Annotated in this window: 25 protein-coding genes; 9 read left to right on the forward strand and 16 right to left on the reverse strand. The window is 59.9% G+C overall.

Features of this window, described 5'->3' with window-relative positions:
- Window positions 1-2: 2 nt before the first annotated feature.
- The 3 genes from xseB to dxs are packed head-to-tail and all read left to right on the forward strand — an operon-like array spanning window position 3 to window position 3,030.
- Entirely contained in the window at window positions 3-230 is a 228-nt protein-coding gene (gene xseB / locus H4684_RS07640) for an exodeoxyribonuclease VII small subunit (protein ID WP_192623358.1), read from the forward strand.
- Window positions 227-1,114 carry a polyprenyl synthetase family protein gene (locus H4684_RS07645; RefSeq protein WP_192623359.1) on the forward strand — a complete coding sequence of 296 codons (888 nt, stop codon included), beginning with the start codon at window positions 227-229 and terminating at the stop codon, window positions 1,112-1,114. Before xseB ends, H4684_RS07645 begins: the two co-directional genes overlap by 4 nt.
- Window positions 1,115-1,122: 8 nt before the next feature.
- On the forward strand, window positions 1,123-3,030 hold the full coding sequence (dxs, locus tag H4684_RS07650; protein ID WP_192623360.1) for a 1-deoxy-D-xylulose-5-phosphate synthase: 1,908 nt from the start codon (window positions 1,123-1,125) through the stop codon (window positions 3,028-3,030).
- A 121-nt stretch (window positions 3,031-3,151) separates the two neighbouring features.
- Here the strand turns inward: dxs and H4684_RS07655 are convergent, their stop codons facing one another.
- The 7 genes from H4684_RS07655 to H4684_RS07685 all read right to left on the reverse strand — a co-directional run bounded on the left by H4684_RS07655 (window position 3,152) and on the right by H4684_RS07685 (window position 8,033).
- The gene (locus H4684_RS07655; protein ID WP_092192515.1) at window positions 3,152-3,574 is read right to left on the reverse strand and encodes a universal stress protein; all 423 of its coding nucleotides are present in this window, start codon (window positions 3,572-3,574) and stop codon (window positions 3,152-3,154) included.
- Between the two features lie 280 nt (window positions 3,575-3,854).
- The gene (locus H4684_RS07660; RefSeq protein ID WP_092192513.1) at window positions 3,855-4,712 is read right to left on the reverse strand and encodes a pirin family protein; all 858 of its coding nucleotides are present in this window, start codon (window positions 4,710-4,712) and stop codon (window positions 3,855-3,857) included.
- A gap of 104 nt (window positions 4,713-4,816) precedes the next feature.
- The gene (locus H4684_RS07665; RefSeq protein WP_092192511.1) at window positions 4,817-5,203 is read right to left on the reverse strand and encodes a hypothetical protein; all 387 of its coding nucleotides are present in this window, start codon (window positions 5,201-5,203) and stop codon (window positions 4,817-4,819) included.
- A gap of 306 nt (window positions 5,204-5,509) precedes the next feature.
- Window positions 5,510-6,331: an NADPH-dependent 7-cyano-7-deazaguanine reductase QueF gene (gene queF, locus H4684_RS07670; RefSeq protein WP_225940314.1), complete on the reverse strand. Its 822-nt coding sequence runs from the start codon at window positions 6,329-6,331 to the stop codon at window positions 5,510-5,512.
- Window positions 6,332-6,344: 13 nt separating this feature from the next.
- Entirely contained in the window at window positions 6,345-7,001 is a 657-nt protein-coding gene (gene queC / locus H4684_RS07675) for a 7-cyano-7-deazaguanine synthase QueC (RefSeq protein ID WP_225940315.1), read from the reverse strand.
- Window positions 7,001-7,624, reverse strand: a complete 624-nt coding sequence (locus H4684_RS07680; RefSeq protein ID WP_225940316.1) for a 7-carboxy-7-deazaguanine synthase QueE — start codon at window positions 7,622-7,624, stop codon at window positions 7,001-7,003. The genes queC and H4684_RS07680 overlap by 1 nt, the downstream gene beginning before the upstream one ends.
- The gene (locus tag H4684_RS07685; RefSeq protein ID WP_192623363.1) at window positions 7,617-8,033 is read right to left on the reverse strand and encodes a 6-pyruvoyl trahydropterin synthase family protein; all 417 of its coding nucleotides are present in this window, start codon (window positions 8,031-8,033) and stop codon (window positions 7,617-7,619) included. The genes H4684_RS07680 and H4684_RS07685 overlap by 8 nt, the downstream gene beginning before the upstream one ends.
- A gap of 260 nt (window positions 8,034-8,293) precedes the next feature.
- On the opposite strand from H4684_RS07685, the gene H4684_RS07690 reads away from it, so the two are divergent.
- Window positions 8,294-8,710, forward strand: coding sequence for a rhodanese-like domain-containing protein (locus tag H4684_RS07690; protein WP_192623364.1), 417 nt, complete (start codon window positions 8,294-8,296; stop codon window positions 8,708-8,710).
- 736 nt (window positions 8,711-9,446) lie between these two features.
- On the opposite strand, the gene H4684_RS07695 is transcribed toward H4684_RS07690, so the two are convergent.
- Window positions 9,447-10,286 (reverse strand): RluA family pseudouridine synthase, encoded by an 840-nt coding sequence (locus H4684_RS07695; protein WP_192623365.1) that lies wholly within the window; start codon window positions 10,284-10,286, stop codon window positions 9,447-9,449.
- On the reverse strand, window positions 10,286-10,633 hold the full coding sequence (locus tag H4684_RS07700; protein ID WP_192623366.1) for a cupin domain-containing protein: 348 nt from the start codon (window positions 10,631-10,633) through the stop codon (window positions 10,286-10,288). The genes H4684_RS07695 and H4684_RS07700 overlap by 1 nt, the downstream gene beginning before the upstream one ends.
- 255 nt (window positions 10,634-10,888) lie before the next feature.
- On the opposite strand from H4684_RS07700, the gene trpB reads away from it, so the two are divergent.
- Window positions 10,889-12,097, forward strand: a complete 1,209-nt coding sequence (gene trpB, locus H4684_RS07705) for a tryptophan synthase subunit beta (RefSeq protein ID WP_092192495.1) — start codon at window positions 10,889-10,891, stop codon at window positions 12,095-12,097.
- 118 nt (window positions 12,098-12,215) lie between these two features.
- Here trpB and H4684_RS07710 read toward each other — a convergent pair whose 3' ends face one another.
- Window positions 12,216-12,893 carry a hypothetical protein gene (locus tag H4684_RS07710; protein WP_192623367.1) on the reverse strand — a complete coding sequence of 226 codons (678 nt, stop codon included), beginning with the start codon at window positions 12,891-12,893 and terminating at the stop codon, window positions 12,216-12,218.
- On the opposite strand from H4684_RS07710, the gene H4684_RS07715 reads away from it, so the two are divergent.
- On the forward strand, window positions 12,882-13,436 hold the full coding sequence (locus H4684_RS07715) for a sensor histidine kinase (RefSeq protein ID WP_161949139.1): 555 nt from the start codon (window positions 12,882-12,884) through the stop codon (window positions 13,434-13,436). The two genes, H4684_RS07710 and H4684_RS07715, sit on opposite strands and share 12 nt — an antisense overlap.
- Before the next feature lie 18 nt (window positions 13,437-13,454).
- Here H4684_RS07715 and H4684_RS07720 read toward each other — a convergent pair whose 3' ends face one another.
- Both H4684_RS07720 and H4684_RS07725 read right to left on the reverse strand, forming a co-directional pair.
- Window positions 13,455-14,147 (reverse strand): metal-dependent hydrolase, encoded by a 693-nt coding sequence (locus H4684_RS07720; protein ID WP_192623368.1) that lies wholly within the window; start codon window positions 14,145-14,147, stop codon window positions 13,455-13,457.
- Window positions 14,148-14,157: 10 nt separating this feature from the next.
- Window positions 14,158-16,434, reverse strand: coding sequence for a hybrid sensor histidine kinase/response regulator (locus H4684_RS07725; RefSeq protein WP_192623369.1), 2,277 nt, complete (start codon window positions 16,432-16,434; stop codon window positions 14,158-14,160).
- 298 nt (window positions 16,435-16,732) lie between these two features.
- On the opposite strand from H4684_RS07725, the gene H4684_RS07730 reads away from it, so the two are divergent.
- Both H4684_RS07730 and H4684_RS07735 read left to right on the forward strand, forming a co-directional pair.
- Window positions 16,733-17,383 carry an AMIN domain-containing protein gene (locus tag H4684_RS07730; RefSeq protein ID WP_192623370.1) on the forward strand — a complete coding sequence of 217 codons (651 nt, stop codon included), beginning with the start codon at window positions 16,733-16,735 and terminating at the stop codon, window positions 17,381-17,383.
- Window positions 17,384-17,448: 65 nt separating this feature from the next.
- On the forward strand, window positions 17,449-18,090 hold the full coding sequence (locus H4684_RS07735; protein WP_192623371.1) for a precorrin-8X methylmutase: 642 nt from the start codon (window positions 17,449-17,451) through the stop codon (window positions 18,088-18,090).
- 134 nt (window positions 18,091-18,224) lie between these two features.
- Here H4684_RS07735 and H4684_RS07740 read toward each other — a convergent pair whose 3' ends face one another.
- The 3 genes from H4684_RS07740 to H4684_RS07750 are packed head-to-tail and all read right to left on the reverse strand — an operon-like array spanning window position 18,225 to window position 19,231.
- Window positions 18,225-18,530 carry a putative quinol monooxygenase gene (locus H4684_RS07740; RefSeq protein ID WP_092192483.1) on the reverse strand — a complete coding sequence of 102 codons (306 nt, stop codon included), beginning with the start codon at window positions 18,528-18,530 and terminating at the stop codon, window positions 18,225-18,227.
- Complete coding sequence (locus H4684_RS07745) at window positions 18,527-19,027, reverse strand: DUF3592 domain-containing protein (RefSeq protein WP_092192481.1); 501 nt, start codon at window positions 19,025-19,027, stop codon at window positions 18,527-18,529. Before H4684_RS07745 ends, H4684_RS07740 begins: the two co-directional genes overlap by 4 nt.
- A 3-nt stretch (window positions 19,028-19,030) precedes the next feature.
- Entirely contained in the window at window positions 19,031-19,231 is a 201-nt protein-coding gene (locus tag H4684_RS07750) for a heavy-metal-associated domain-containing protein (protein WP_092192479.1), read from the reverse strand.
- 176 nt (window positions 19,232-19,407) lie between these two features.
- Between H4684_RS07750 and map the strand changes: the two genes are divergently transcribed.
- A complete protein-coding gene (gene map, locus H4684_RS07755; protein ID WP_244150347.1) occupies window positions 19,408-20,187 on the forward strand; it encodes a type I methionyl aminopeptidase in 780 nt (259 codons plus the stop codon).
- A gap of 120 nt (window positions 20,188-20,307) precedes the next feature.
- Here map and H4684_RS07760 read toward each other — a convergent pair whose 3' ends face one another.
- Window positions 20,308-21,042: a 4Fe-4S dicluster domain-containing protein gene (locus tag H4684_RS07760; RefSeq protein WP_092192475.1), complete on the reverse strand. Its 735-nt coding sequence runs from the start codon at window positions 21,040-21,042 to the stop codon at window positions 20,308-20,310.
- Between the last annotated feature and the right edge of the window lie 7 nt (window positions 21,043-21,049).

Raw genomic sequence — 21,049 nt, forward strand, 5'->3', positions numbered from 1 at the left:
ACATGGCTAAGACACAGCAATCTTTCGAAAAGCGGCTGGAGCGGGTCAAGGAGATCACGGCGATGCTTGAAGGCGGAGACCTGCCTCTTGAGCAGGGGGTGAAGCTCTTTCAGGAAGGCGTGCGTCTCTCCAGGGAGTGCGGCGCGGAACTTGAGCAGGCCCGCATCATCGTGGAGAGCGCCGGTCAGGAGCCCCCGGCGGAGTCCGGTGTTCCGGGAGACGAGGCATGAATCCGCGAGAAATGAAGGTCGAACTGGGGGCCCTGGGCGCCTTGGTGGAATCCCGCCTGGCCACGATTTTCAGCGACGGTCTGACTCCCGAGCGACTGGCCGCCTCCATGGACTACTCGCTCATGGCCGGGGGCAAACGGCTGCGTCCGGTGCTCTGTCTGGCCTGGGCGGAACTGGCCGGGGGCCGCGCGGACAAGGTGCTTGATTTCGCCTGCGCCATCGAGTGCATCCACACCTATTCCCTCATTCATGACGACCTGCCGGCCATGGACGACGATGACCTGCGTCGGGGCAAGCCCTCCAACCACAAGCAGTTCGACGAAGCCACGGCCATCCTGGCCGGAGACGGCCTGCTGACCGAGGCCTTCACCCTGGCCTCGTCGCTTGAGCTGCAACCGGACAGGATTCTCAAGGCCATTTTTCACCTCTCGACTGCTGCCGGTCCGCGTGGCATGGTCGGCGGCCAGGTTTTGGACATGGGCCTGACCGGCAAATCTGCAAGCCTGCCGCAATTGCGCGAGATGCATGCCAAGAAGACCGGGGCGCTGATCGAGACTTCCTGTGTCACGGGCTGCATTCTCGGCGGCGGAGGCGATTCCGATCAGGCCTTGGCCTCGGAATACGGCCGGGCCATCGGGCTGGCTTTTCAGGTTACGGACGACATTCTGGACGTGATCGGGGACGAGGCTGCCCTCGGCAAGCCCGTGGGCAGCGATGAGGCCCAGGGCAAGTCGACCTATCCGGCCCTGCTCGGCATCGACCAGAGCCGGGTTCTGGCCAGGCAGAGCGTGGATCAGGCCTTGGCCGCGCTGTCCGGGTTTTCACACCCCCGCGCCGATTTTCTGCGGGCCGTCGGCCTCTATATTTTGGATCGAACGCATTAGGAGCATAAATGACTGAGCAAATCCTGCAGGAACTTTTTCCCACTCTGGCCGCCATCAAGAGTCCCGGCGATGTGCAGACCCTGGATGAAAAGGAACTGACCAGGCTTGGCGAAGAGATTCGCCGCATGATCATTCAGACTGTGTCCGCCACGGGTGGGCATCTGGCCCCGTCCCTTGGCGTGGTGGAACTGACCATGGCGCTTTTGCGCGTCTTCAACCCCGCCCGCGATCGCATCGTCTGGGACGTGGGGCATCAGGCCTATGCCTACAAACTCCTGACCGGCCGCCTGGATCGTTTCCACACCCTGCGCCAGTTGGACGGCATCAGCGGTTTTCCCCGCACCTGCGAAAGCCCTTACGACCACTTCGGCGTGGGCCACTCCTCGACCTCCATCTCCGCCGCCCTGGGCATGGCCGCGGCCCGCGACCTGGCTCATCAGGACCACAAGGTCGTGGCCGTCATCGGCGACGGCTCCATGACCGCCGGGCTCGCTTACGAAGGCCTCAATCAGGCCGGCGGACTGGGCAAGGATCTGGTGGTGGTGCTGAACGACAACGAGATGTCCATTTCGCGCAATGTCGGGGCGCTGTCGTCATTCCTCAGTCGGAAGCTGTCCAAGCGCTGGGTGCAGCGGTTCAAGAAGGAAGCCGAGAGCATCATGCGCCAGATCCCGAAGATCGGCGACGACATCGCCGAATACGCCCGTCGCAGCGAGGACTCCCTGAAGAGCTTCTTTACGCCGGGCATGCTTTTCGAGGCTTTTCGCTTCACGTATATCGGTCCCTTGCAGGGGCACGACATGCGCATGCTGACCAACGTTTTCCAGCAGACCAGGGAGCTTGAGGGACCGATTCTGGTTCATGTCCTGACCAAGAAGGGCAAGGGCTACGCGCCGGCCGAAACCAACCCGACCTTTTATCACGGCGTGGGCTGTTTCGAGCCCGAGACCGGCGCGGCCCGAAAGTTCGATGCCTGCGCACTGCCGAGCTACACCGAGGTTTTCGGTTCCACGCTGTGCAAGCTGGCCGAGGAGGACGAGCGCGTCGTGGCCATCACCGCCGCCATGCCTGAAGGCACCGGAGTGAGCTGCTTCGCGGATAAATATCCGGAACGCTTTTTCGACGTCGGCATCTGCGAACAGCACGCCGTGACCTTTGCCGCCGGCCTCGCCTCCCAGGGCATGAAGCCTGTGGTCGCCATCTATTCGACCTTCATGCAGCGCTCCTACGATCAGATCGTGCACGACGTCTGTCTGCAGAACCTGAACGTGACCCTCTGCCTGGACCGGGGCGGTCTGGTGGGGGAGGACGGAGCCACCCATCACGGCGTTTACGATCTGTCCTTCTTGCGTCACATCCCCAACCTAGTGGTCATGGCCCCGCGCAATGAACCCGAACTGCAGCACATGCTGGCCACGGCCCTGGCTTTTGACGGCCCCGTGGCCCTGCGTTACCCGCGCGGAGTGGGCGAAGGCGCGCCTCTGGCACAGACGCCGACGATCCTGCCCATCGGACAGGGGGAGCTGCTGCGCGAGGGCACGGACGGAGTCGTCGTGGCGCTCGGCAGCCGCGTCAGCCCCGCGCTGGAAGCGGCGCGCATGCTGTGCGAGGAGACGGGCAAGGACGTGGCCGTGTTCAACGCCCGCTTCGTCAAACCCCTGCCCGCAGAGCAACTTCTGGCCTTGGCCGCATCGCAGCCTTTCATGCTTCTGGTCGAGGAGAACGCCTTGCCCGGAGGATTCGGTTCCGCCGTGCTTGAGCTTTTGGCCGATCACGACGCGCTTTCAAACCTGCGCGTGAGACGCCTTGGCGTTCCCGACCGTTTCGTCGAGCATGGCAGTCAGAAGGAACTGCGGGCCAGACTGGGCATCAATCGGGACGGTATCTTGAAGGCATTGCATGCCCTGGTGCGTTGATTTTCAGCATCCCTTTCCGATTCGGCGCAGCAAGCGCCGGTACACGTCAAAAAGCCCGGTCAGATCGGGCTTTTTGACGTGGTGACGTTCCGGTCTGCGCCCGGGATCACGCCTGTCCTGCTTACTTCTTGATCACCATGACCGAGCATGGGGAATGCGAAACAACCTTGCTTGAGACGCTGCCGATGAGGAACCGTTCAACCGCTCCCGCGCCCTTGTTGCCGATGATTATGAGGTCGATTCCGTTCTTCTCGGCATATTCGACGATGGCGTCGGCCGGAGACGGGCTTTCCTGCACCACGACATTCACCTTGGCGTCGGCGGCCTTGGCCTGATCCTTGATACGCTGCACGGTTTCCTGAACGCCTTGGCGAATCTTTTCCTGAAATTCCCCTGAAATTTCTCCAAGATACAGGTTGTTGAAGGGCGCGGTGGAAATGGTCAGGGTCGTAAGTTCCGCGTTTTCCTTGGCCGCGGTTTCCATTGCCTTCTTGAGCACCAGAGTTGCGTAGGTCGATTGATCGAGAGCCGCCAGGATCTTCATGCTTTCATCCTCCTTTTATACAGGTTTCTTTTGTCCTCCATGCAAGGCAAAATCACATCGTCTGTATCAAGCGAGGAAAAGTGGTGGTATCGCGGATTGAACTGTCGGAAGTTGATCAGGCGATGTTTGGTAAAAACATAACTCTCCGGGCGTCCTTTGGCAACGTTTGAGCAAAAATGAATCGCTTCAGGTCGACTGCTTCGGAAATCAACAGGCAGAGGCGCATCAATGCGGGTGATAAAAAACGTGCAGACCCGTACTTTCCGGGCCCGCACGCTTTTTAGAGGGGCTGGTTGACGGGGTGCTTGATGAAGGTGCCTTCGTGGTATTCCTTGAAGGCAAGGTCGAGTTCGGCCTTGGTGTTCATGACGATGGGACCGCGCCAGGCGATGGGTTCGCCCAAAGGGCGCCCGCTGATCAGCAGGAAACGGATGCCTTCCGGGCCTGCCTTGACGGCCAGCGAGTCCCCGGGTCCGAAGAGGACCAGGTCGCGGTTGGTCACCGCTTGGCCTTCCACCGCGCCCGCGCCTTCGATGACGTAAATGAAGGCGGTGTGGTCGCCGGGCAGAGCGTGGGTGAATCCGATTCCGGCGGGAACGGAGCAATCCAGATACTTTGGCTGGATGACTATGTCGTCCATGGGGCCGTGCACGCCCTCGACGTGGCCAGCGATCACCTTGACCAGCGTGCCGTCGTCAAGGGTGGTCTGGGGGATCTGCGCGGCGGTCAGTCCACGGTAGCGCGGAACCATCATTTTTTCGGCCGCCGGCAGATTGGCCCAGAGTTGAAAGCCGTGCATGGAGCCGTTTGCGTCGCCTTTGGGCATCTCCTGATGGACAATGCCGGAGCCCGCGGTCATCCATTGCACGTCGCCGCTGGAGATCACGCCCGTGTTTCCCATGCTGTCTCCGTGTTCGACATCTCCCTTGATGACATAGGTGATGGTCTCGATGCCCCGGTGCGGATGCCAGGGGAAACCGCGTTTGAAATCCTCGGGCCTGTCGGACCTGAAGTCGTCGAACATGAGGAAGGGGTCGAAATCGGGGGCTTCGTAATAGCCGAAAACCCGTCGCAGCTTGACTCCCGCTCCTTCGGTCACGGGTTCTCCCTTGTAAATGGTTTTGATCGCTCGTCGCATGATCGCTCCCGGTTATGGCGTGTCCGCTTGTAACGCCGGTTCAAGGAAAGAGCGCCTGACATCTACGGCGCTTGCGGTTCGGTTCGCACGGATCGTCATGGCGATCAGTTTCTGCGCGGCCCCGGAACCTGGAATATTTTTAGTTCGGTCTTGTCCGGTTGCTTGGTGACCAGATGTTTGTGCCGGTTCAGGGCCCTCTCGGTCAGCAGCAGCATGATGGCGGGTAAATCGGATTCCTCGTGCAGTCTTTTGAAGCCATCGTCTTCCCGCAATCTTTGGCTGACCTGATAGCCCTGTTTTTCTTCAGGATCGAGCACCACATCACCGGGTTTGATTTCAATCTGATCCCCGACGGCCTTGTTCAGGAAATCAAAGATTGTTCGTTCATAAAATTTCTTCACGTCTTCCGTTGACTCGGCCGCGTCGATCTGGCTGCGAAAATGCGGCTCCACCTCACGCTGCTGCGCTTTGAAAGACAATTGTCGTGTCATGCCGACCTCCGTGAAAAAAAGTGGAAGGACCAGTGAGAAAAACTGCCTGCAACCAGGCTTGCGCAAAGGGATGAGCAAAAGGGCGGTGCGGAAATGTGGCTGCGCGTGGTGATGTAATTGGAATTTGCTGGTTTACGAAACCATAGCGCGGGGGGGAATATTTGGCAATGCCGGGCCCAAATGTGCCGCAAACTCTGAACTTTCGGCGGGTTAGGGGGCCTGATCCGCGAGGGTCGATTCGCGGATCAGGCAGTGTGCAATGATTTCGGGATCGGATGAAAAGCCGGTGTCTGGCACGGGCGTCTTTTATTGCCTCGGATCGCGCGGATTCGGCCACGGGCCGGGGTGGGTCGAACGGACGGGATTTATGTCCAGTCCGCCGCGCCGGGTGAAGCGCGCGCTGACCTCAAGCTCCTGCGCGCCGCAGCGTCGGTGGATGTCGGCATGAATCTTCTCCACGCAGGCTTCGTGAAACCCCTGATGTTCCCGGTACGAGACCAGGTAGCGCAGCAGGCCGTCGTGCAGGATGCGCGGACCGGCATAGGTGATGCGCAGCGTGGCCCAGTCGGGCTGGCCGGTCACCGGGCAGCAGGAGCGGAACAGCCGGGTGAAGAGGGTTTCGCGCGCAGGGTCTGACGCAGTTCCGAGCAGGGCCGCGTCGGGTTCATAGGTGAAGCCCGTGATGTCCAGCCCGTCGATGCATGTCCCTTCGGGCTCGGCCAGCGTGCATTGCGAGAACTCTTCAGCGGCGATGATCCGCACCGTCACATCCGCCCCGGCGGCCCGCGAGAGGTCGCGTGTCATGGTCCGGCGAAGTTCGTCAGCGCTTTCAAGGGCGGTCATGTTGAATGAGTTGCAATAGAGCTTGAGTGATTTCGATTCGATCAGGCAGGGCGAATTCCACGGCACCCGCACTTCGGCCATGGCCACCAGCGGCTTCCCTGACGCGTTCAGCCAGGAGAGCTCGAAGATGTTCCATATGTCCTCGCCATGGCCGAAAGTTTCCGCGCCTTCGATGCCGGCGGCCCCGCGCCCGAGGGAGCGGGGGATGGGGCAGAGCTGGTCCGGGTCGTAGCGCCGGCTGTAATCCACCTGCCTGCCGAGAACCATGCGGCTTGAATGTGGCATTATTGTCTCTTCCTTATTTCAGGTATCGCGTCGGATCGAGGCCCTGGTCGTGACGCAGGGCGAATTTGCGTTCATCGCAGGCGCCGCAGGTCCCGCAGTGCAGTTCCCCGCCCTTGTAACAGGTCCAGGTCCGGGCGAAATCTACGCCCAGGGTTCGTCCCAGGTCGCCGATTTCGCGTTTGTCCATCGATGCAAACGGGAATGCCACACGCACCGCGTCGTCCGTGCCCAGCCTTGCGGCCTCATCGATGGCTGCGTTGAACTCGGGACGGCAGTCGGGATAAATGTGATGATCCCCTGAATGTGACCCGATGAGCACGCGGGAGGCTCCGACGGATTCGGCGTAGCCCACGGCGATGGCGATGAGGATGCCGTTGCGGAACGGGACCACGGTGCTCTTCATCGAGTCCGCGTCGTAGGCGCCTTCCGGAATGGCTTCGCCGGACTGGAGCAGGGACGAGGCGAACAGTTCATTGATGAACGGCAGCCCGACGACCTTGTGCCCCACGTTCCGGCGTGCGCAGATTTCCCGCGCCATGGGCAGTTCGCGCGGATTGTGCTTGGAACCGTAGTCGAAACTCAGCGCCGCGACCCGCGTTCCCATGGAAATTTCATGGGCCAGAAGGACGGCGGAATCCATGCCGCCGGAGAGGACGATCACCGCATCCATCAAACACCTCTTTTGTCGTTGAATGTCAGAACATGCAGGCGCGCAGAGAAATTGAAGCCGTGGCGCACGCACAACTCCCAGACAGGGGGCATGCGCCGCATCTGGTCCTGCCGGACGGCCCCAAGAGGCATGAGCCAGACCTTGCGGGCATCGATGCCATGAGCGGCGATGAAGTCGAGCACAGGGGTGATGTCCTCCTCGACCACGAATTTGAAGGCGTCCGCCCGGGACACGGTATCCGGATCGAGTACAGGCGCGTGGAGCGGTTTGGGCGAACAGACCACGAAACCTCCGTGATCCGCCGGGATGCCCGCCTTGCCGCTGGTTTCGTACTGCACCTGACGGCTGGAATCGCCAAGCGCGCGGACCAGTCGCGCAAGCCCAGTGTCCCACTGCAGAAAGGGTTCACCCCCGGTGATGACCACAAGTGCCCGAGGATGCCGGGCAATTTCGTCTTCGATGTCATCCACGCGCATGCGGCGGCCGCTGCCGAGGGCTTGCGGAGTGTCGCACCACTCGCAGAAGGGCGGCACGCAGCCTGCCAGGCGGACAAAGACGGCAGGGCGGCCCGCAAACGGCCCTTCGCCCTGCAGGGAGACGAATATTTCGCTCACCTCAAGCATGTTCGCCTCCATCCCGGGACCGGGTCGCCCAGGCGGTCTGGGTTTCGTAAACCGTGACCTGCTCAAGCCGGAAACGGTCGGAAACCAGGGCGCAGTCAAGGGTCCTGAAGATATGCTCGGCCATGTTTTCGGCCGTGGCAGGCAGGTCGTGATATTCGGGAAGGTCGCTCAGGTCGGCATGGTCGTAGCGGCTCAGCACCTCCCGCTGGACAATGCCCTTGAGTTCCCCGAAATGCAGGATCATGCCCGTTTCGTCCGGCCGTCCGGCAAGCTGGACCTGTAGCCGGTAAGTGTGGCCGTGGAGGCGGGCGCAGTTGCCGTAGATGCGCAGGTTGTCTGACTCGGAGAGGTCGCGAAGATGCAGCCGGTGGGCCGCATGAAAGGAGAATTCTTTGGTGATAGTGAGCATATGAGCCACCTATGAGCCCGGCAGCTTCGTGCCGGGGGTGAGGGAGAATTTCTAAAGCGGGTTGCCACTTGTCCGCTGCCTTGAAACAGGGCTGCTGAATGAAAATGGACGGCAAGTCAAGGCGTGTTACAGGCCGCGCGATGCCCTTCTCCTGATTCGAAGGCCTGGCGGTTGCGTGGTGGGGCAAAAAAACATAGATGATGGTTATGTCGAATTTTTAGCTACATACGCTCAGTTACGCTTTAGCAAACGGATAAATTATGAGTAATTCAAGATTTCATGGAGTGCTCGCGCTCGTTTTCTGGATCGTTTTCGTTTTGCCGGGAATTGCCGTCGCAAGCGATCATCTGTTGCCGCCATTGGAAGCGCAGAAATTGATTGAGGAAAATAAGGATAATCCGAAATTCGTAATTATTGATTTACGGTCGAAAAATGAATTCGATGACGGCCATATCGAAGGTGCAAAGTCGATTCATTATTATGCCACAAATTTTAAGAGAATCATCTCTCAATTGGACAGAGAATCTAAGATTCTTCTTTATTGCCAGAAAGGCAGGCAAGCTCCTCTTGCTTTGAGGGCTTTGGATAAGCTGAGGTTTACAGACATGTATATTCTGGATGGCGGATTTGATGAATGGATCAATGCCGGGCTGCCAATAGAGTATTCTTCATTTTAAATGGTTTTTTTTGAATATACGTCAGGATGTTTTTTACAAAAAGTCGTCATTGCCTTGAAGAAGGGGATGACGACTTTTTTTCTGGAAGAAGAACATGAAAGATGGATTGTTGCGTGCGGTACGCGGTCCGGGGTCGTCATGGCCTTGAGGCCCGCCGGAACTCCTTCGCTGGCCTCGTAGAGTTGAACCGTTGCGTGCAGGGCGGAAAATTGCGGCGGTACGTCCGGCAACGGTTCAACAAACGATGCCTGGCTCAGTCAGACAGCCGACGCGCCTCAAGACCATGACGCCCCCGGACCTTGAGATGCTGACGGGAAATGGTGTTGATGCGGTTGATTGGTAGAGGATTTTTTTAACTGGCTTGCGGAAGCATGGGGGGGGGCGGTACGCGGTCCGGGGTCGTCATGGCCTTGAGGCCCGCCGGAACTCCTTCGCTGGCCTCGTAGAGTTGAACCGTTGCTTGCAGGATGAAAAATTGCGGCGGCACGTCCGGCAACGATTCAACAAACGATGCCTGGCTCAGTCAGACAGCCGACGCGCCCCAAGACGATGACGCCCCGGACCTTGAGGTGGTGGCGGGAAATGGTGTTGATGCGGTCATGTTCAGCATGAATCCAGAGAATTGAGTGTAGATCAGACCTCACTTGAAAACACGTTTTTTTCAAGTGAGGTCTTTTTTGCTGGAAAGGCTGCGATGTCAAATTGCATCGTGTCTGGGCGTGGTCTCAAACGGGGATTAGTCCACAAGGGGGAATGGAAGATCCGGCACGGCCCATTGCTTGGGAGTGTTGGTGAACGGGCAGGTGAAGGCCAGGCTTCTGGCTACGAGTTGCAATCCTTCCACCAGCTTGTTGCCACGGCCGTAGCGGGGATCGCCCATGACGGGGTGTCCCAGGCCGTGCAGATGGCGGCGAATCTGATGTTTGCGTCCTGTGTCGATGCGGGCGAGCAGGAGGGTCATGTCGGAGGCGGGGTCGCTCTGGATGACGTGAAAGCGTGACCGGGCCTCTTTGCCGTCCAGGGGTTCGTTGACCTCAAGGTCCGTCCAATCCGGAATGCCGCGCACGATGGCCGCGTATTCCTTGACTACCGTGCCCTGACGAAAGAGCTCCCCGAGCTTCGCGGCGGCCTTGCCGTCATGGGCCAGGAGCATGATCCCCCGGGCTTCGCGGTCCAGGCGATGAACCGGGTGCAGCTCGTTTCTGGACCCAAGGCTGGCCTGGGCCAGACGGGGCAGGGTGCAGTGGTCCGCGAAGCGGGTGCCCTGGGACAGGACGGCCGCCGGTTTGTTCCAGATCGAATAGTGTTTGGCCTTGGCGATGAGTTCCGGCTGGGCCGGGACCAGGGCCAGGAGCGCTGGATCGTAGTTGATCTCCAGGCGTTCGCCGGGTTTCACTTCAGTGGACGCGCGGCGCAGTCGCGTGGTCGAGCGCCCCGGGCGGGACCACCACACGCCGCCTTTGGCCATGCAATCCTTGATGCGGGCCTTGGGCAGTCCGGTCAGGCCGGCCAGCGTGTCGCAGGCGGAGGCTGTCTCTTCCACGGTGAAGGTGCGGGAAAATGTGTCGGCGTGCATCAATATGTTTTTCCCTTCGGCAGATAGGGTATGTAGTCCTCGCGCACGGGGGAGAAGACTTCGATGGCCAGGCAGGTTTCGTGGATGACCGCGCCGTGCTCGACTCCCGGGGCGATGCACCAGCTGTCGCCCGGACCGAAGTGGTGCTCCTCTCCGTCGATGGTCATGGTCATGTGCCCCGAAACCAGATAGCCGGTCTGTTCGTGCATGTGCGAGTGGATGGGGAGGTATGAGTGTTCCTTGAGTTCAAAACGGGCCATGAGGGTCTTGTCTCCATGGACCAGGGTGCTGACACTGATGCCCGGGATGAGCTCATGCCAGACGGCGTATTCATTTTTGGTGATCATGCGGATGCTCCTTTGGTGATCGTGACGCATTTGTGTATCCGATCGATTATGGCTTGACAAACGTTCAGTGCACGGGCAGTCATTTTCTCCATGAATACCAAGGCCAGCAGCGTTTCCCTTCTTTGGTGGCGGCATGAAATACATGCCGTGGGATGCGTCTTGGCCTGAAATCCGTCAAAGGATAAGCAAAATACCAACCGCGGCAGTGCAGACTGACCGCGGTTTTTTTTTATTCGAACCCCAAGGAGACTCCTCATGACCATGCCCACAGCCGACGGTTTTTTTGGCACCTACGGCGGACAGTTCGTTCCCGAACCGATCAAGGACATCCTCAATGAACTGGCCGAGGCTTTTGAACGCTATCGCAACGACCCGGATTTCATCAAGGAATACGAGTACTACCAGAAGCAGTTCACCGGCCGTCCCAATCCGCTCTATTTTTGCGCTAACCTTACCGAGCGCTGCGGCGGCGCGAAGATCTATCTCAAGCGTGAGGACCTGAATCATCTGGGTGCGCACAAGGTCAACAACACCATTGGCCAGATTCTGCTCGCCAAGCGCATGGGCAAGAAGAAGATCATCGCCGAAACCGGCGCGGGTCAGCACGGTGTGGCCACCGCGGCAACGGCGGCTCTCATGGGCATGGAGTGCACCATCCACATGGGCGCGGTGGATGTGGAGCGTCAGAAGCTCAACGTTTTTCGCATGCAGATGATGGGAGCCAAGGTCGTTCCCGCCGAGAGCGGTCAGAAGACCCTGAAGGAAGCCGTGGACGAGGCGCTCATGGCCTGGGTCCAGGATGCCGAAAATACATTCTACCTGCTCGGATCGGCGGTGGGGCCGCATCCGTATCCGGTCATGGTGCGCGAATTCCAGTCCATCGTCGGCCGGGAGGCCAAGGCGCAGATCCTGGAAGCCGAAGGCCGCCTGCCCGATTACTGCATCGCCTGCGTGGGCGGCGGTTCCAACGCCATGGGACTTTTTTCCGAGTTCATTCCCCACGAGGAAGTCAGGCTCGTCGGAGTCGAGCCCGCCGGCAGGGGGCTTGGCTATGGCGAACACGCGGCCACGCTCTGCCTGGGCGAACCCGGGGTCATGCACGGGTTCAATTCCTACATGCTGAAAGATCCGGCCGGGGAGCCCGCGGAAGTCTATTCCATTTCGGCGGGCCTCGATTACCCGAGCGTCGGCCCCGAGCACGCGCATCTCAAGGATCTGGGGCGGGCCGAGTACGTGCACGCCAGCGATCACGAAGCCCTCGACGCCTTCTTCCTGCTTTCGCGTACCGAGGGCATCATCCCGGCCCTGGAATCCTCCCACGCCCTGGCCCATGCCCTGCGCCTCGCCCCTACATTGCCGTCTGATGCGATCATCATCGTCAACCTCTCGGGACGCGGAGACAAGGACGTGGACCAGATCGAACGCATGGTCGAAAGCGGCGAGGTAGTGCCTCCGACACTATAGGCAGGCGGAACGATTTTTCCGCGAGGGAATGAACGTTTATTGGATTTGACCGGATGAATGGCCCGGCCGATTTTTTCGGCCGGGCCATTTCAATTGTGATTCATGATGGGTTGTCGGTTTATTGATAGGATATTTTGTTGCGCCGTTCATGTGCTCTGCATTTGAAAAATATAAAAAAGCATGTAAGAATGCGAAAATGACAAACACCGCCATGACTACTCTTTTCGCCCCGGCAGAGCGCTTGCCCGCCGCGTGTCTCGCAGCCCTCAGAGAACAACTTGTTCAGCTGGATCATGTGAAATGGTTGGAGCGTATGCCCCTCATGATTTTTCTGGCCGATTCGCACAGACAGATCGTGTATGGAAATCCGCCATTTGTTCGTGCCGCCAAGCCGTCCGTGCAAAATGGTCTCGTAGGTTTGCGGCCAGGTGAAGCCCTGGGCTGCATCTTTGCGCAGGAAATGGAGGCGGGTTGCGGTTGCTCGGCGTATTGCCGTCACTGCGGAGCGGTGCAGGCCATTTTGAAAAGCTTGCGAGGTATCGAAGATTGCAGGGAGTGTCACATACTGACGAAGGATTCCTTGGGGCTGCATGCCATCGATGTCCAGATTCTGTCCAGGCCCTTTATCCACGACGATCGTATTTACAGTCTCAACATTGCGGTCGATATCAGTCATGAGCGGCGCCTTGCGGTTTTGAACCGCAATTTTCTGCATAACATGATCAACGCCGCCGGAGGCATGGAAAACATGCTTTCCATGCTCTCCGACAACGAGGATGATGAATTGAACAGGCATGTTCCGCTGCTGCGCCAGAGCGCGCTGACCATGCTGCAGGAGGTGCTTTATCAATATGATGTCGCGGCAGTGGAGAACGGCAAATTGGCTGTGCAGGTTGCCGTGCACGACGTTTTCCGGGTTGTGACGAGGCTGGTCGAGCAGCTGCGTGAGCATCCCGTTTCGCGCGGCAGAAAGCTCCTGGCGGATGGTCCCGAGATCCGTGTTTCCACTGACGCCAAGCTTTTGCGGCACGTACTTTCCAATCTGATCGTGAACGCCCTGGAAGCCTCTCCGTTAGGCTCGGCGGTCCGGGTGAGCTGGGAAGTGGAGCCGTCCGGTTTGCGGCTTGATGTCGACAACACCGGAAGCATGGCTCCGGAAGTGGCCCTGCAGCTTTTCAAGCGCTATGTTTCAACCAAGGGCGAAGATCGCGGTCTTGGTCTGTACATGGCCAAAGTTTTTGCCGAAGACCATCTGGGAGGACGCTTGGCGTACGAACCACTTCCGGGAATCACCCGCTTCAGTCTTTATCTGCCGAACTCCGCGCCTTCTTCGAAGTGATCGACCTTGCCGGGCGGGTCAGTCCACCAGCCCGACCGGCACTCCCACTTCGACCTGCATCAGGGCGTCGCCCAGGTCCAGTTTGTCCAGTTCCTTCTTGAATGCGTCCACATTCTGGGCCAGGGCCGGGAAGGTGCCCCAGTGCATGGGGATGACCTTCTTGCATCTGAGCATCATGGTCGCATAGGCCGCCTGGGCCCCGTCCATGGTGAAGACGCCGCCGATGGGCAGCAGGGCCAGGTCAATCTTGTACAGTTTGCCCCACATGGCCATGGACGAAAAAATGCCCGTGTCGCCGGAATGGTAGATGGTGTAGCCGTCCGGCAGGCGGATGATGAAGCCCGTCGGTACGCCCGATTCGCAGGAGTGGGTGGCCTGGACCATGGTCACCGCGATACCCTGGTGGGTCACGGTGCCGCCGATGTTGAAACCGATGCCGTTCAGGATCTGGCTGTCCGGCAGGCCCTGGCTTTTGAGCTTGGCGGCAAGCTCCACGATGCAGCCCAGCGTGGCACCGGTGCGCTTGCAGATTTCAAGGGCCTGCCCCACATGGTCGCCGTGGTCGTGGGTGACCAGGACGAGGTCGGCGTTTATGCTTTCGGCCGTGGCCTTGGCCGACGGATTGCCGTCGAACCAGGGGTCGATCAGAATCGAGAGATTCTGGCTGGTGATGGCAAAGGCCGAGTGGCCGTGCCAGGTCAGGGTGTTCATGAAGCCTCCTTCAGGTGTTTTCGCCGCCAAGGGCGATGCGGAGTTCCGCAAGAATGTTTTCGGTCGTCAGCAGCAGGTTCTCGGTCTCCCGGCGCAGATCTTCGGGTGCGGACCCCGCGCGGGCCGAATCCTCCAGTTTTTTTGCCGCCAGACCTTCCTCGGTCAGCCCCATGTTCATGAGCAGGCCCTTGATGCCATGGGCATGGTGCATGAGCTTGTCCGGCCCGGCCGCCTCCAGGCAGGTTCGCAACTCCTGGTCGTGAGCGGTCAGCGTCTCGGCCAGGCTCTGGATCAGCGGCATGGCCTCTTCGCGATCAAGTTCGTATTGGGCGTTCAGGGAGTCCAGCATGCGCTCGATATAGCCTTGGCCCGGTTCGGACAACGGCAGCGGCGCAAGCGATGCCGGGGAAGATTCAAGCAGGGCTTGGGATGCGGCTTTGAACGAGGTTTCGGGCTTGGCCTCGGGGGCTGGCTGAAACGGGATTTCCGGAGCGTCTTCATGTGCCTTCGGGGGATGCGCCGGAGAGAATTCCAGGATTTCGCTGAAGCCGCTGAGCACCGCGTGCACCTCGTCCAGTCGCAAGGGTTTGGTCAGATAGCCGTCCATGCCGATGCCCAGGCAGCGCTCCTTGTCTTCGAGCAGGGCGTGGGCGGTCATGGCCACGATGGGCGTATGGGTGCCCTGAACCTTTTCGCGCACGGCCCGGACCAGAAAGCTGTCGTCCATGTCCGTGGGGGCGGGCAGGCCCTGCTCGCAGGCGCGGATGATGCCCGTTGCCGTGAACCCGTCCATGACCGGCATCTGCAGGTCCATGAAGATCAGGTCGTAGGCGTGCCTGCTGATCATGGTCAGCACGTCCAGGCCGTCACTCGCCTCGTGTACCGAGTGCCCCATCTTGCCCAGCAGCAGTCCGGCCAGTTCCCTGTTGGTGGCCACGTCGTCGACCAGCAGGATTTCGAGTGGACGCAGCCGGGGCAGGCTGCGTTCCGTAGGCTGATTGTCCGGCAGGTGCAGGCGCAGGTTGAAAACCTGGGCCAGGGCGCGCAGCAATTCGTCCTGGAGCAGGGGTTTGGTCAGCACGCCGCGTATCTGCCCCTCGCCGGCCGCGATGGATTTGTCGCCCATCTGGGTCAGCACGATACTCGGCACATCATGCAGGGTTCCGCCCGCGAGCGTGAGTTCCATGCAGGCGAAGTCGCCGAAGTCCGTGTCCATGATCGCAAGGTCCACGCTTTTTCCGTCAAGGCCCATGCATTCCATGCAGTCGGTGGTTTCGGCATCAAGGCCCCAGAAGGCGAGCAGTTCCACGACATGGGCTCGGATCAGCGGGTTGTTGGCCACGACCAGGACAGTGGCCGCGTGATCGAAGACTCCGGCGTTTGCCGTGTCCGGGGCGCTGGGCCGGCTCATGCGGGCATGAAATTCGAATGTGCTGCCCTGTCCGGGGATGCTGTGCACCGAGATGTCGCCGCCCATGAGCTGGACCAGCTTGCGCGAGATGGACAGCCCAAGGCCGGTTCCGCCGTAGACGCGGGTGGAGGAGCTGTCCACCTGGGTGAAATCCTCGAAGATTCCGGCCTGCTTGTCCTTTGCAATGCCGATTCCGGTGTCCTCGATCCTGAATCGGACCACGCAGTCGCCTGCCTGGTCTGGTTCCACCGCGCAGGAGCAGCAGACATGGCCCGAGGGGGTGAACTTGAGCGCATTGCCGAGCAGGTTCATGAGCACCTGGCGCAGGCGGATGGGGTCGCCGCGCATTTCGCGTGGCATGTCCGGGGGCAGGCGGCAGATCAGCTCCAGTCCTTTTTCTGCGGCCGTGAGCCCAAGGGTGCTGACGGTTCTTTCGACCTCGGCGCGCAGATCGAAGGGGCGAATTTCCAGCGCGAACTGCCCGGCCTCGATCTTGGAGAGATCAAGGACACCGTTTATGAGATTGAGCAGCGACTCGGAGGCGTTCTTGACGATGGTCAGGGCGCGGTGCTGCTCGGGGGTGACCTTCGTGCCCAGCACGACGTCCGTCATGCCGATGATGGCGTTCATGGGGGTACGGATTTCATGGCTGAAGTTGGCCAGAAACTGGGACTTCATGCGACTTGCGGATTCGGCCTGCCGCTTGGCCTTGTCCAGTTCCGCGACCAGTTGCGTCAGCCTTGCCGCGTCTTCGTGCAGCGGGTCCCGGGCAAGGCTTTGCTCCTGGTGGCGGCCTTTGAGGTCACGAAGCTCTTGCCTGCACGCGCCAAGTTCGGATTCAGGATCCTGTGTGCTGGAATTGTTGCGGATGCTCATGAAGTTCGTGTTCCCCTTGGTGGGTCGTTCGGGAGATGCTTGATTTTCTGTCGGATTTCGCGCCGAGCGCGCCGTAAGACGACTTTTTTTGACTACCAGAATTCGTTTCCGTGTCCAAGCGCTCACTGCCTGCCGATCCGGCAGGGGCGAATCGAGGGAAGGGACGGGGGCGGCGCGGAAAAGAGCGGGCCTTAGGGTGAAAAATCATGGCATGGAATTGATTTTCTTTTTCTTCTTTCTTGGGTAGTGTCGGGGTTGTCAAATACGGACGTTTTAAAATGATGGATGTTTGCCGGTCATGACAAGATCAATCCGTTTTTTCTATCTGTTGTTATGGATTCTTTTCGCATCCTGCCCAGTGGGGCATCTTCATGCCGAAGAGCATTCGGTGCGTGTGCATCGTGTCGTCGAGGGGGACAGTATCCGCCAGCTGTTGCTGAAGTACGGCTGCGTGACCTCCATGGGCGAGTACGCCAAGGTCCGGGATGTTTTCACCAAGCTCAACCCCGGGATTTCTCATTCAGCGCTTCTGACTCCCGGTGCGGATGTCTCCGTGCCCGTGTTCGAGAAAAATTCGGGCAAGGCCTGCCTCCTTTTCGAGGAACAGCGCATAGTGCGCGTCGAATTTGAATCCATGGGCTCCGCCGAGCGGGTGCGCGTTTATCTGGACGGTCCCGTGTTGCCCGACGTGTTCACGTTGAAGACCGCGCTTCCGGTGCGGGTGGTGTGCGACTTCGACGGCGCGCTGCCCAAGTCCGACCTGATCAGGGAAATCCCCTGCGATGGGCGCATGGTGCGCAAAATCAGGGTCGGTCACGAGGACAAGCCCTTCAAGCGCGCCAGAATCGTGCTCGATGTCGTGGAACCTCTGATCGGCCGCATCGAGCAGGAGTTTTTCGAGCAGGAAAGCCTTTTCATGATCACGGTCTTTGAAGACTCCCCCAAATGAGGTTTTGATTCCGCGCCGCGAAACCCCTTGGCATTTTGTCCGGCGCCTCTTCATAAGGATATCTCATGTACGTTTCCGTCCCCCCCATGGAGATCGAATCCCGTTCCCTGGCCATTATCGACGCAGAGGTCCCCGAACCCCGGCCCTTCGCAGGGGACCAGTGGGCCGTCGCCCGCCGCATGATCCACACCACAGCCGATTTTGATCTGCTCTCGCACATCCGCTTTCATCCCGACGCCATCCAGGCAGGCAAGGATGCGCTTTTGGCCGGAGCCGACATCGTGACCGACACGCGCATGGCATTGTCCGGCATCCCGGTCCGGAGGCTTGAGCCTCTCGGATGCAGCGTGCGCTGCCTGATCGATGATCCGGCGGTGGCCAAGCGCGCCAAAAGCGAGGGTGTCACCCGGGCCTGGGCCGCCGTGGACGAGGTCATGGCCCATGGCGGGGCGGACATATTCGTCATCGGCAATGCGCCGACGGCTCTCTATCGCCTCCTGGACTGGATGGAGCGCGGCGCTCGTCCGCCAAGGCTCATCGTGGGCATGCCGGTCGGGTTTGTGAACGCGGCGGAATCCAAGGAGTTGCTCCTGGCCCAGGACGCCATCCCCTATATCACCATCGTTGGCCGCAAGGGCGGCTCAAGCCTCGCGGCCTGCGTGATCAACGCCCTGCTCAAGCTGGCGCGGGAGCCCCATAGCTCCTGATGGAACCTGTCCGCTCATGAAACAAGAAAGCCCCTGCGCGAATGATTTCGGCAGGGGCTTTCTTGTTGTCGGCCATCGGGAACGCGGGCAGGCGGCGCGGCCTTGACTTCAGGGCTGTCTTGCCCTGTTTTTTTCTAGACCTCTTCGACGATGATCAGTCGCGTGTCGAGTACGATGTCTTTTATTCTCTCCTGAAACCCGCGCATGTGGCCGGAGCGCAGGTGGCTCTCAAGAGCTTTGCGGCTGGCCCATTTTTCAAGCACCGTGACCGAATCCGGGCCAAGATGCTGGTTCTCAAGGGCCATGTCGATATCCTGGGCCGGAAAATAGTCCACGCAGCCCGGTTCCTGGCGGACCAGGACGGCCAGGTCGCGGAATTCGCGCAGAAAGAGCGGAGCAGTTTTGCGTTTAAGGGTGACGTGCGCCACGACGTGGATCATTTGCCTCCCTTGGCGGCGCCTGCGCCGCTCAGCAGATAGACGCCGAAGATGACGGACACGCTGCCGGTCAGGAAGCAGAAAAGTCCGACCCCTGCCTTGAGCAGGAAGAGGGGCATGTAAAGGTGCCGGTAGAGCAGGGATTGCGCGGGGTCGTCCGGATTGACCAGGGCCGCCACGGGCCGTTTTTCGTCCTGGGCCGCGCGCAGAGACAGATGCAGGTCCGTTTGCGGACATTCGTCGCCGATGCACGAAAATTGCCCCTCAAGGGCCTGGCCTTCGAATTCGTACTGGTAACGGACCACGGTCTGGTTTCCCAGCGCCTGGTCCGCGCCCGAGAAATGCTCCACGGAAAGGACCTCGACCGTAATCGGTTTCCAGGATTCGGCGGCGAAATGGACCAGGGCGCTTTGACCCGCGTCCAGCAGGAAGCGGGTGCCGAGGATCACGAACGGGATGCCCAGAACGAGCAGGATCAGCTTGCGCAAGGTTGGAAACATGCCCTAGTCCTGTGGGTCAAAGCCGATCTTGCGGATGGCGTCCTTGACCTGATCGAGATTGACCTCGGGAGCGGCGTCGAAGCTGGCCTGACCGGGGTCAAGGGTCACGGAAATGTTGGAGATGCCGGGCGTTGCCTGTAAAATTTTGGTCACGGAGCCCGTGCAGTGGGCGCATGACATTCCTGAGATTTTGATAACTGGCATGGGTGCCTCCTTTTTTTGCGACCATGGCCGAAAGACTCATGGAAGGCAATGTTCGCGGACACTGGACAGAACGGTGCGTTCTGGGACAAGTGATATGAAAAAACATCAAACAAAGGTACGTCATGCTTTTTCGCAACTCGAAATTACGATTGAACCGCCGAAGCCTGAGCGCTTCCGTGGCGGAAGAATATTGGAAGAGGTATCGCATCAAATTGAAGGACAAGGCGGCCGTGGACGGCATCGCCAAGGCCGGAGAACTCGTGGTGCGCACGCTGGACATGATCGGGGCTCATATTGCTCCGGGAATCACGACCGACGCCCTCAACACCCTGGTCCATGACTTCACTCTGGAGCATGGGGCCGTGCCTGCTCCCCTCGGCTACCGGGGATTTCCCAAGAGTACTTGCGTGTCGGTCAACGACGAAATCTGCCACGGCATCCCCGGGCCGCGCGAACTGCGCGAGGGTGATATCGTCAACGTCGATGTGACCAGCATCAAGGATGGCTGGTTCGCCGACGCCAACCGCACGTTTTTCGTCGGCAAGGTTTCCGCCGAGGCCGCAAGACTGGTGGAGGTGACGGCCCAGTGCCTGGCCCGGGGCATCGCGGCCGTCCGTCCGGGTGCGACGCTCGGGGATGTGGGGCATGCCATCCAGAGCCATGCGGAAGGTTCGGGGTATTCCGTGGTGCGTGAACTGGTCGGGCACGGCGTGGGGCATGCCTTTCATGAACAGCCGCAGGTCAATCATACCGGGCGTCCCGGCCTTGGCGTCGTGCTCGTTCCGGGCATGGTCTTCACCATCGAGCCCATGATCAACCAGGGCGGCCTGGCCATAAACAGGCTTGATGACGGCTGGACCGTGGTCACGGCCGACGGGTCCCTTTCGGCCCAGTTCGAACAGACCCTGCTGGTTACCGAGAAAGGGGTGCGCAGTTTGACGCCGTATCCGCTCTGAGGTCGTGTTTTTGGCGAAAAAAGGCCCGCGTTTTCGGATGTCCGAAGCGCGGGCCTTTGTTTTTTTAGAGAGGCCGGGAAGCCGTCTTCCCGGCCGGCCGATGGAGGAGGGCCTGATGGACTAGGCCTTGCTTCTGGAAGTCGAGCCGAAGAGCTTGGCGAACATGGCCTTGCGGTTCATGAGCCCAGGCGTGGTGGCTGCGGCCACCGCGAAGTCGTGAAACTTCTGCGGATCCATCTGGTAGAGGTAGATGACCCTGGTCGAATCGGCGTCGCCCAACACCGCGTCAGGGAATTTCTTCTGCACCTCGGCCAGGCGTTTTTCAGCCAAAGCCAACATCTCGTCCCGATCCCCAAAGTTCATTGTCCCGGTCGGACAGGCCTGCACGCAGGCGGGTTTGAGGCCATTCTGGACCCTGTCCAGGCACATGGTGCACTTGGTCATAACCTTGGTGGCCGCATCCTGACGCGGGATGTTGTAGGGGCAGGCTTCGCGGATTTCATCGAAATCCGGCAAATCCTTGGTTTTTTCCGTGAAGGTGATGGCACCGGTGACTTCGTCCTGCAGAATGGCCGTGTCGTCATAGGCGTCGGCGGTCATTTTGCAAGGCGGTTCGGTGCAATGGCGGCACTGCTCGGGAAAGAAGAGCCAGGCGGCCATGAAGCCCTTGTCGTCGGCGACTTCCTTCATGTGCACGGTCTTGTAGGTGATGGCCGAAACATCCATGGGGTTCTGATGCGACCCATGGTTTCTGGTCTGCTCGGCCGGGAGTTTGTTCCACTGCTTGCATGCGATCTGACAACCGCGGCAGGCCGTACATTTGGTCAGATCGACGAAGAATGATTTTCCTGACATATTGGCT

Source organism: Desulfomicrobium macestii (assembly GCF_014873765.1).
GTDB lineage: Bacteria > Desulfobacterota > Desulfovibrionia > Desulfovibrionales > Desulfomicrobiaceae > Desulfomicrobium > Desulfomicrobium macestii.

Excerpts from the sequence above, each read along its gene's own strand:
- H4684_RS07645 (WP_192623359.1), top strand. The coding sequence starts at position 227 with ATGAATCCGCGAGAAATGAAGGTCGAACTGGGGGCCCTGGGCGCCTTG.
- queC (WP_225940315.1), bottom strand. The coding sequence starts at position 7,001 with ATGGATGCGGTGATCGTCCTCTCCGGCGGCATGGATTCCGCCGTCCTT.
- H4684_RS07760 (WP_092192475.1), bottom strand. The coding sequence starts at position 21,042 with ATGTCAGGAAAATCATTCTTCGTCGATCTGACCAAATGTACGGCCTGC.
- H4684_RS07710 (WP_192623367.1), bottom strand. The coding sequence starts at position 12,893 with ATGCCTGTTCAATTCATCATCCTCGTTGTCGGAGAGCATGGAAAGCAT.
- H4684_RS07685 (WP_192623363.1), bottom strand. The coding sequence starts at position 8,033 with ATGCTCACTATCACCAAAGAATTCTCCTTTCATGCGGCCCACCGGCTG.
- H4684_RS07665 (WP_092192511.1), bottom strand. The coding sequence starts at position 5,203 with ATGACACGACAATTGTCTTTCAAAGCGCAGCAGCGTGAGGTGGAGCCG.
- trpB (WP_092192495.1), top strand. The coding sequence starts at position 10,889 with ATGACCATGCCCACAGCCGACGGTTTTTTTGGCACCTACGGCGGACAG.
- xseB (WP_192623358.1), top strand. The coding sequence starts at position 3 with ATGGCTAAGACACAGCAATCTTTCGAAAAGCGGCTGGAGCGGGTCAAG.
- H4684_RS07735 (WP_192623371.1), top strand. The coding sequence starts at position 17,449 with ATGTACGTTTCCGTCCCCCCCATGGAGATCGAATCCCGTTCCCTGGCC.
- H4684_RS07740 (WP_092192483.1), bottom strand. The coding sequence starts at position 18,530 with ATGATCCACGTCGTGGCGCACGTCACCCTTAAACGCAAAACTGCTCCG.
- H4684_RS07725 (WP_192623369.1), bottom strand. The coding sequence starts at position 16,434 with ATGAGCATCCGCAACAATTCCAGCACACAGGATCCTGAATCCGAACTT.
- H4684_RS07680 (WP_225940316.1), bottom strand. The coding sequence starts at position 7,624 with ATGCTTGAGGTGAGCGAAATATTCGTCTCCCTGCAGGGCGAAGGGCCG.
- queF (WP_225940314.1), bottom strand. The coding sequence starts at position 6,331 with ATGCCACATTCAAGCCGCATGGTTCTCGGCAGGCAGGTGGATTACAGC.
- H4684_RS07745 (WP_092192481.1), bottom strand. The coding sequence starts at position 19,027 with ATGTTTCCAACCTTGCGCAAGCTGATCCTGCTCGTTCTGGGCATCCCG.
- H4684_RS07750 (WP_092192479.1), bottom strand. The coding sequence starts at position 19,231 with ATGCCAGTTATCAAAATCTCAGGAATGTCATGCGCCCACTGCACGGGC.
- H4684_RS07695 (WP_192623365.1), bottom strand. The coding sequence starts at position 10,286 with ATGCACGCCGACACATTTTCCCGCACCTTCACCGTGGAAGAGACAGCC.
- H4684_RS07655 (WP_092192515.1), bottom strand. The coding sequence starts at position 3,574 with ATGAAGATCCTGGCGGCTCTCGATCAATCGACCTACGCAACTCTGGTG.
- H4684_RS07660 (WP_092192513.1), bottom strand. The coding sequence starts at position 4,712 with ATGCGACGAGCGATCAAAACCATTTACAAGGGAGAACCCGTGACCGAA.
- H4684_RS07720 (WP_192623368.1), bottom strand. The coding sequence starts at position 14,147 with ATGAACACCCTGACCTGGCACGGCCACTCGGCCTTTGCCATCACCAGC.
- H4684_RS07700 (WP_192623366.1), bottom strand. The coding sequence starts at position 10,633 with ATGATCACCAAAAATGAATACGCCGTCTGGCATGAGCTCATCCCGGGC.
- dxs (WP_192623360.1), top strand. The coding sequence starts at position 1,123 with ATGACTGAGCAAATCCTGCAGGAACTTTTTCCCACTCTGGCCGCCATC.
- H4684_RS07690 (WP_192623364.1), top strand. The coding sequence starts at position 8,294 with ATGAGTAATTCAAGATTTCATGGAGTGCTCGCGCTCGTTTTCTGGATC.
- H4684_RS07730 (WP_192623370.1), top strand. The coding sequence starts at position 16,733 with ATGACAAGATCAATCCGTTTTTTCTATCTGTTGTTATGGATTCTTTTC.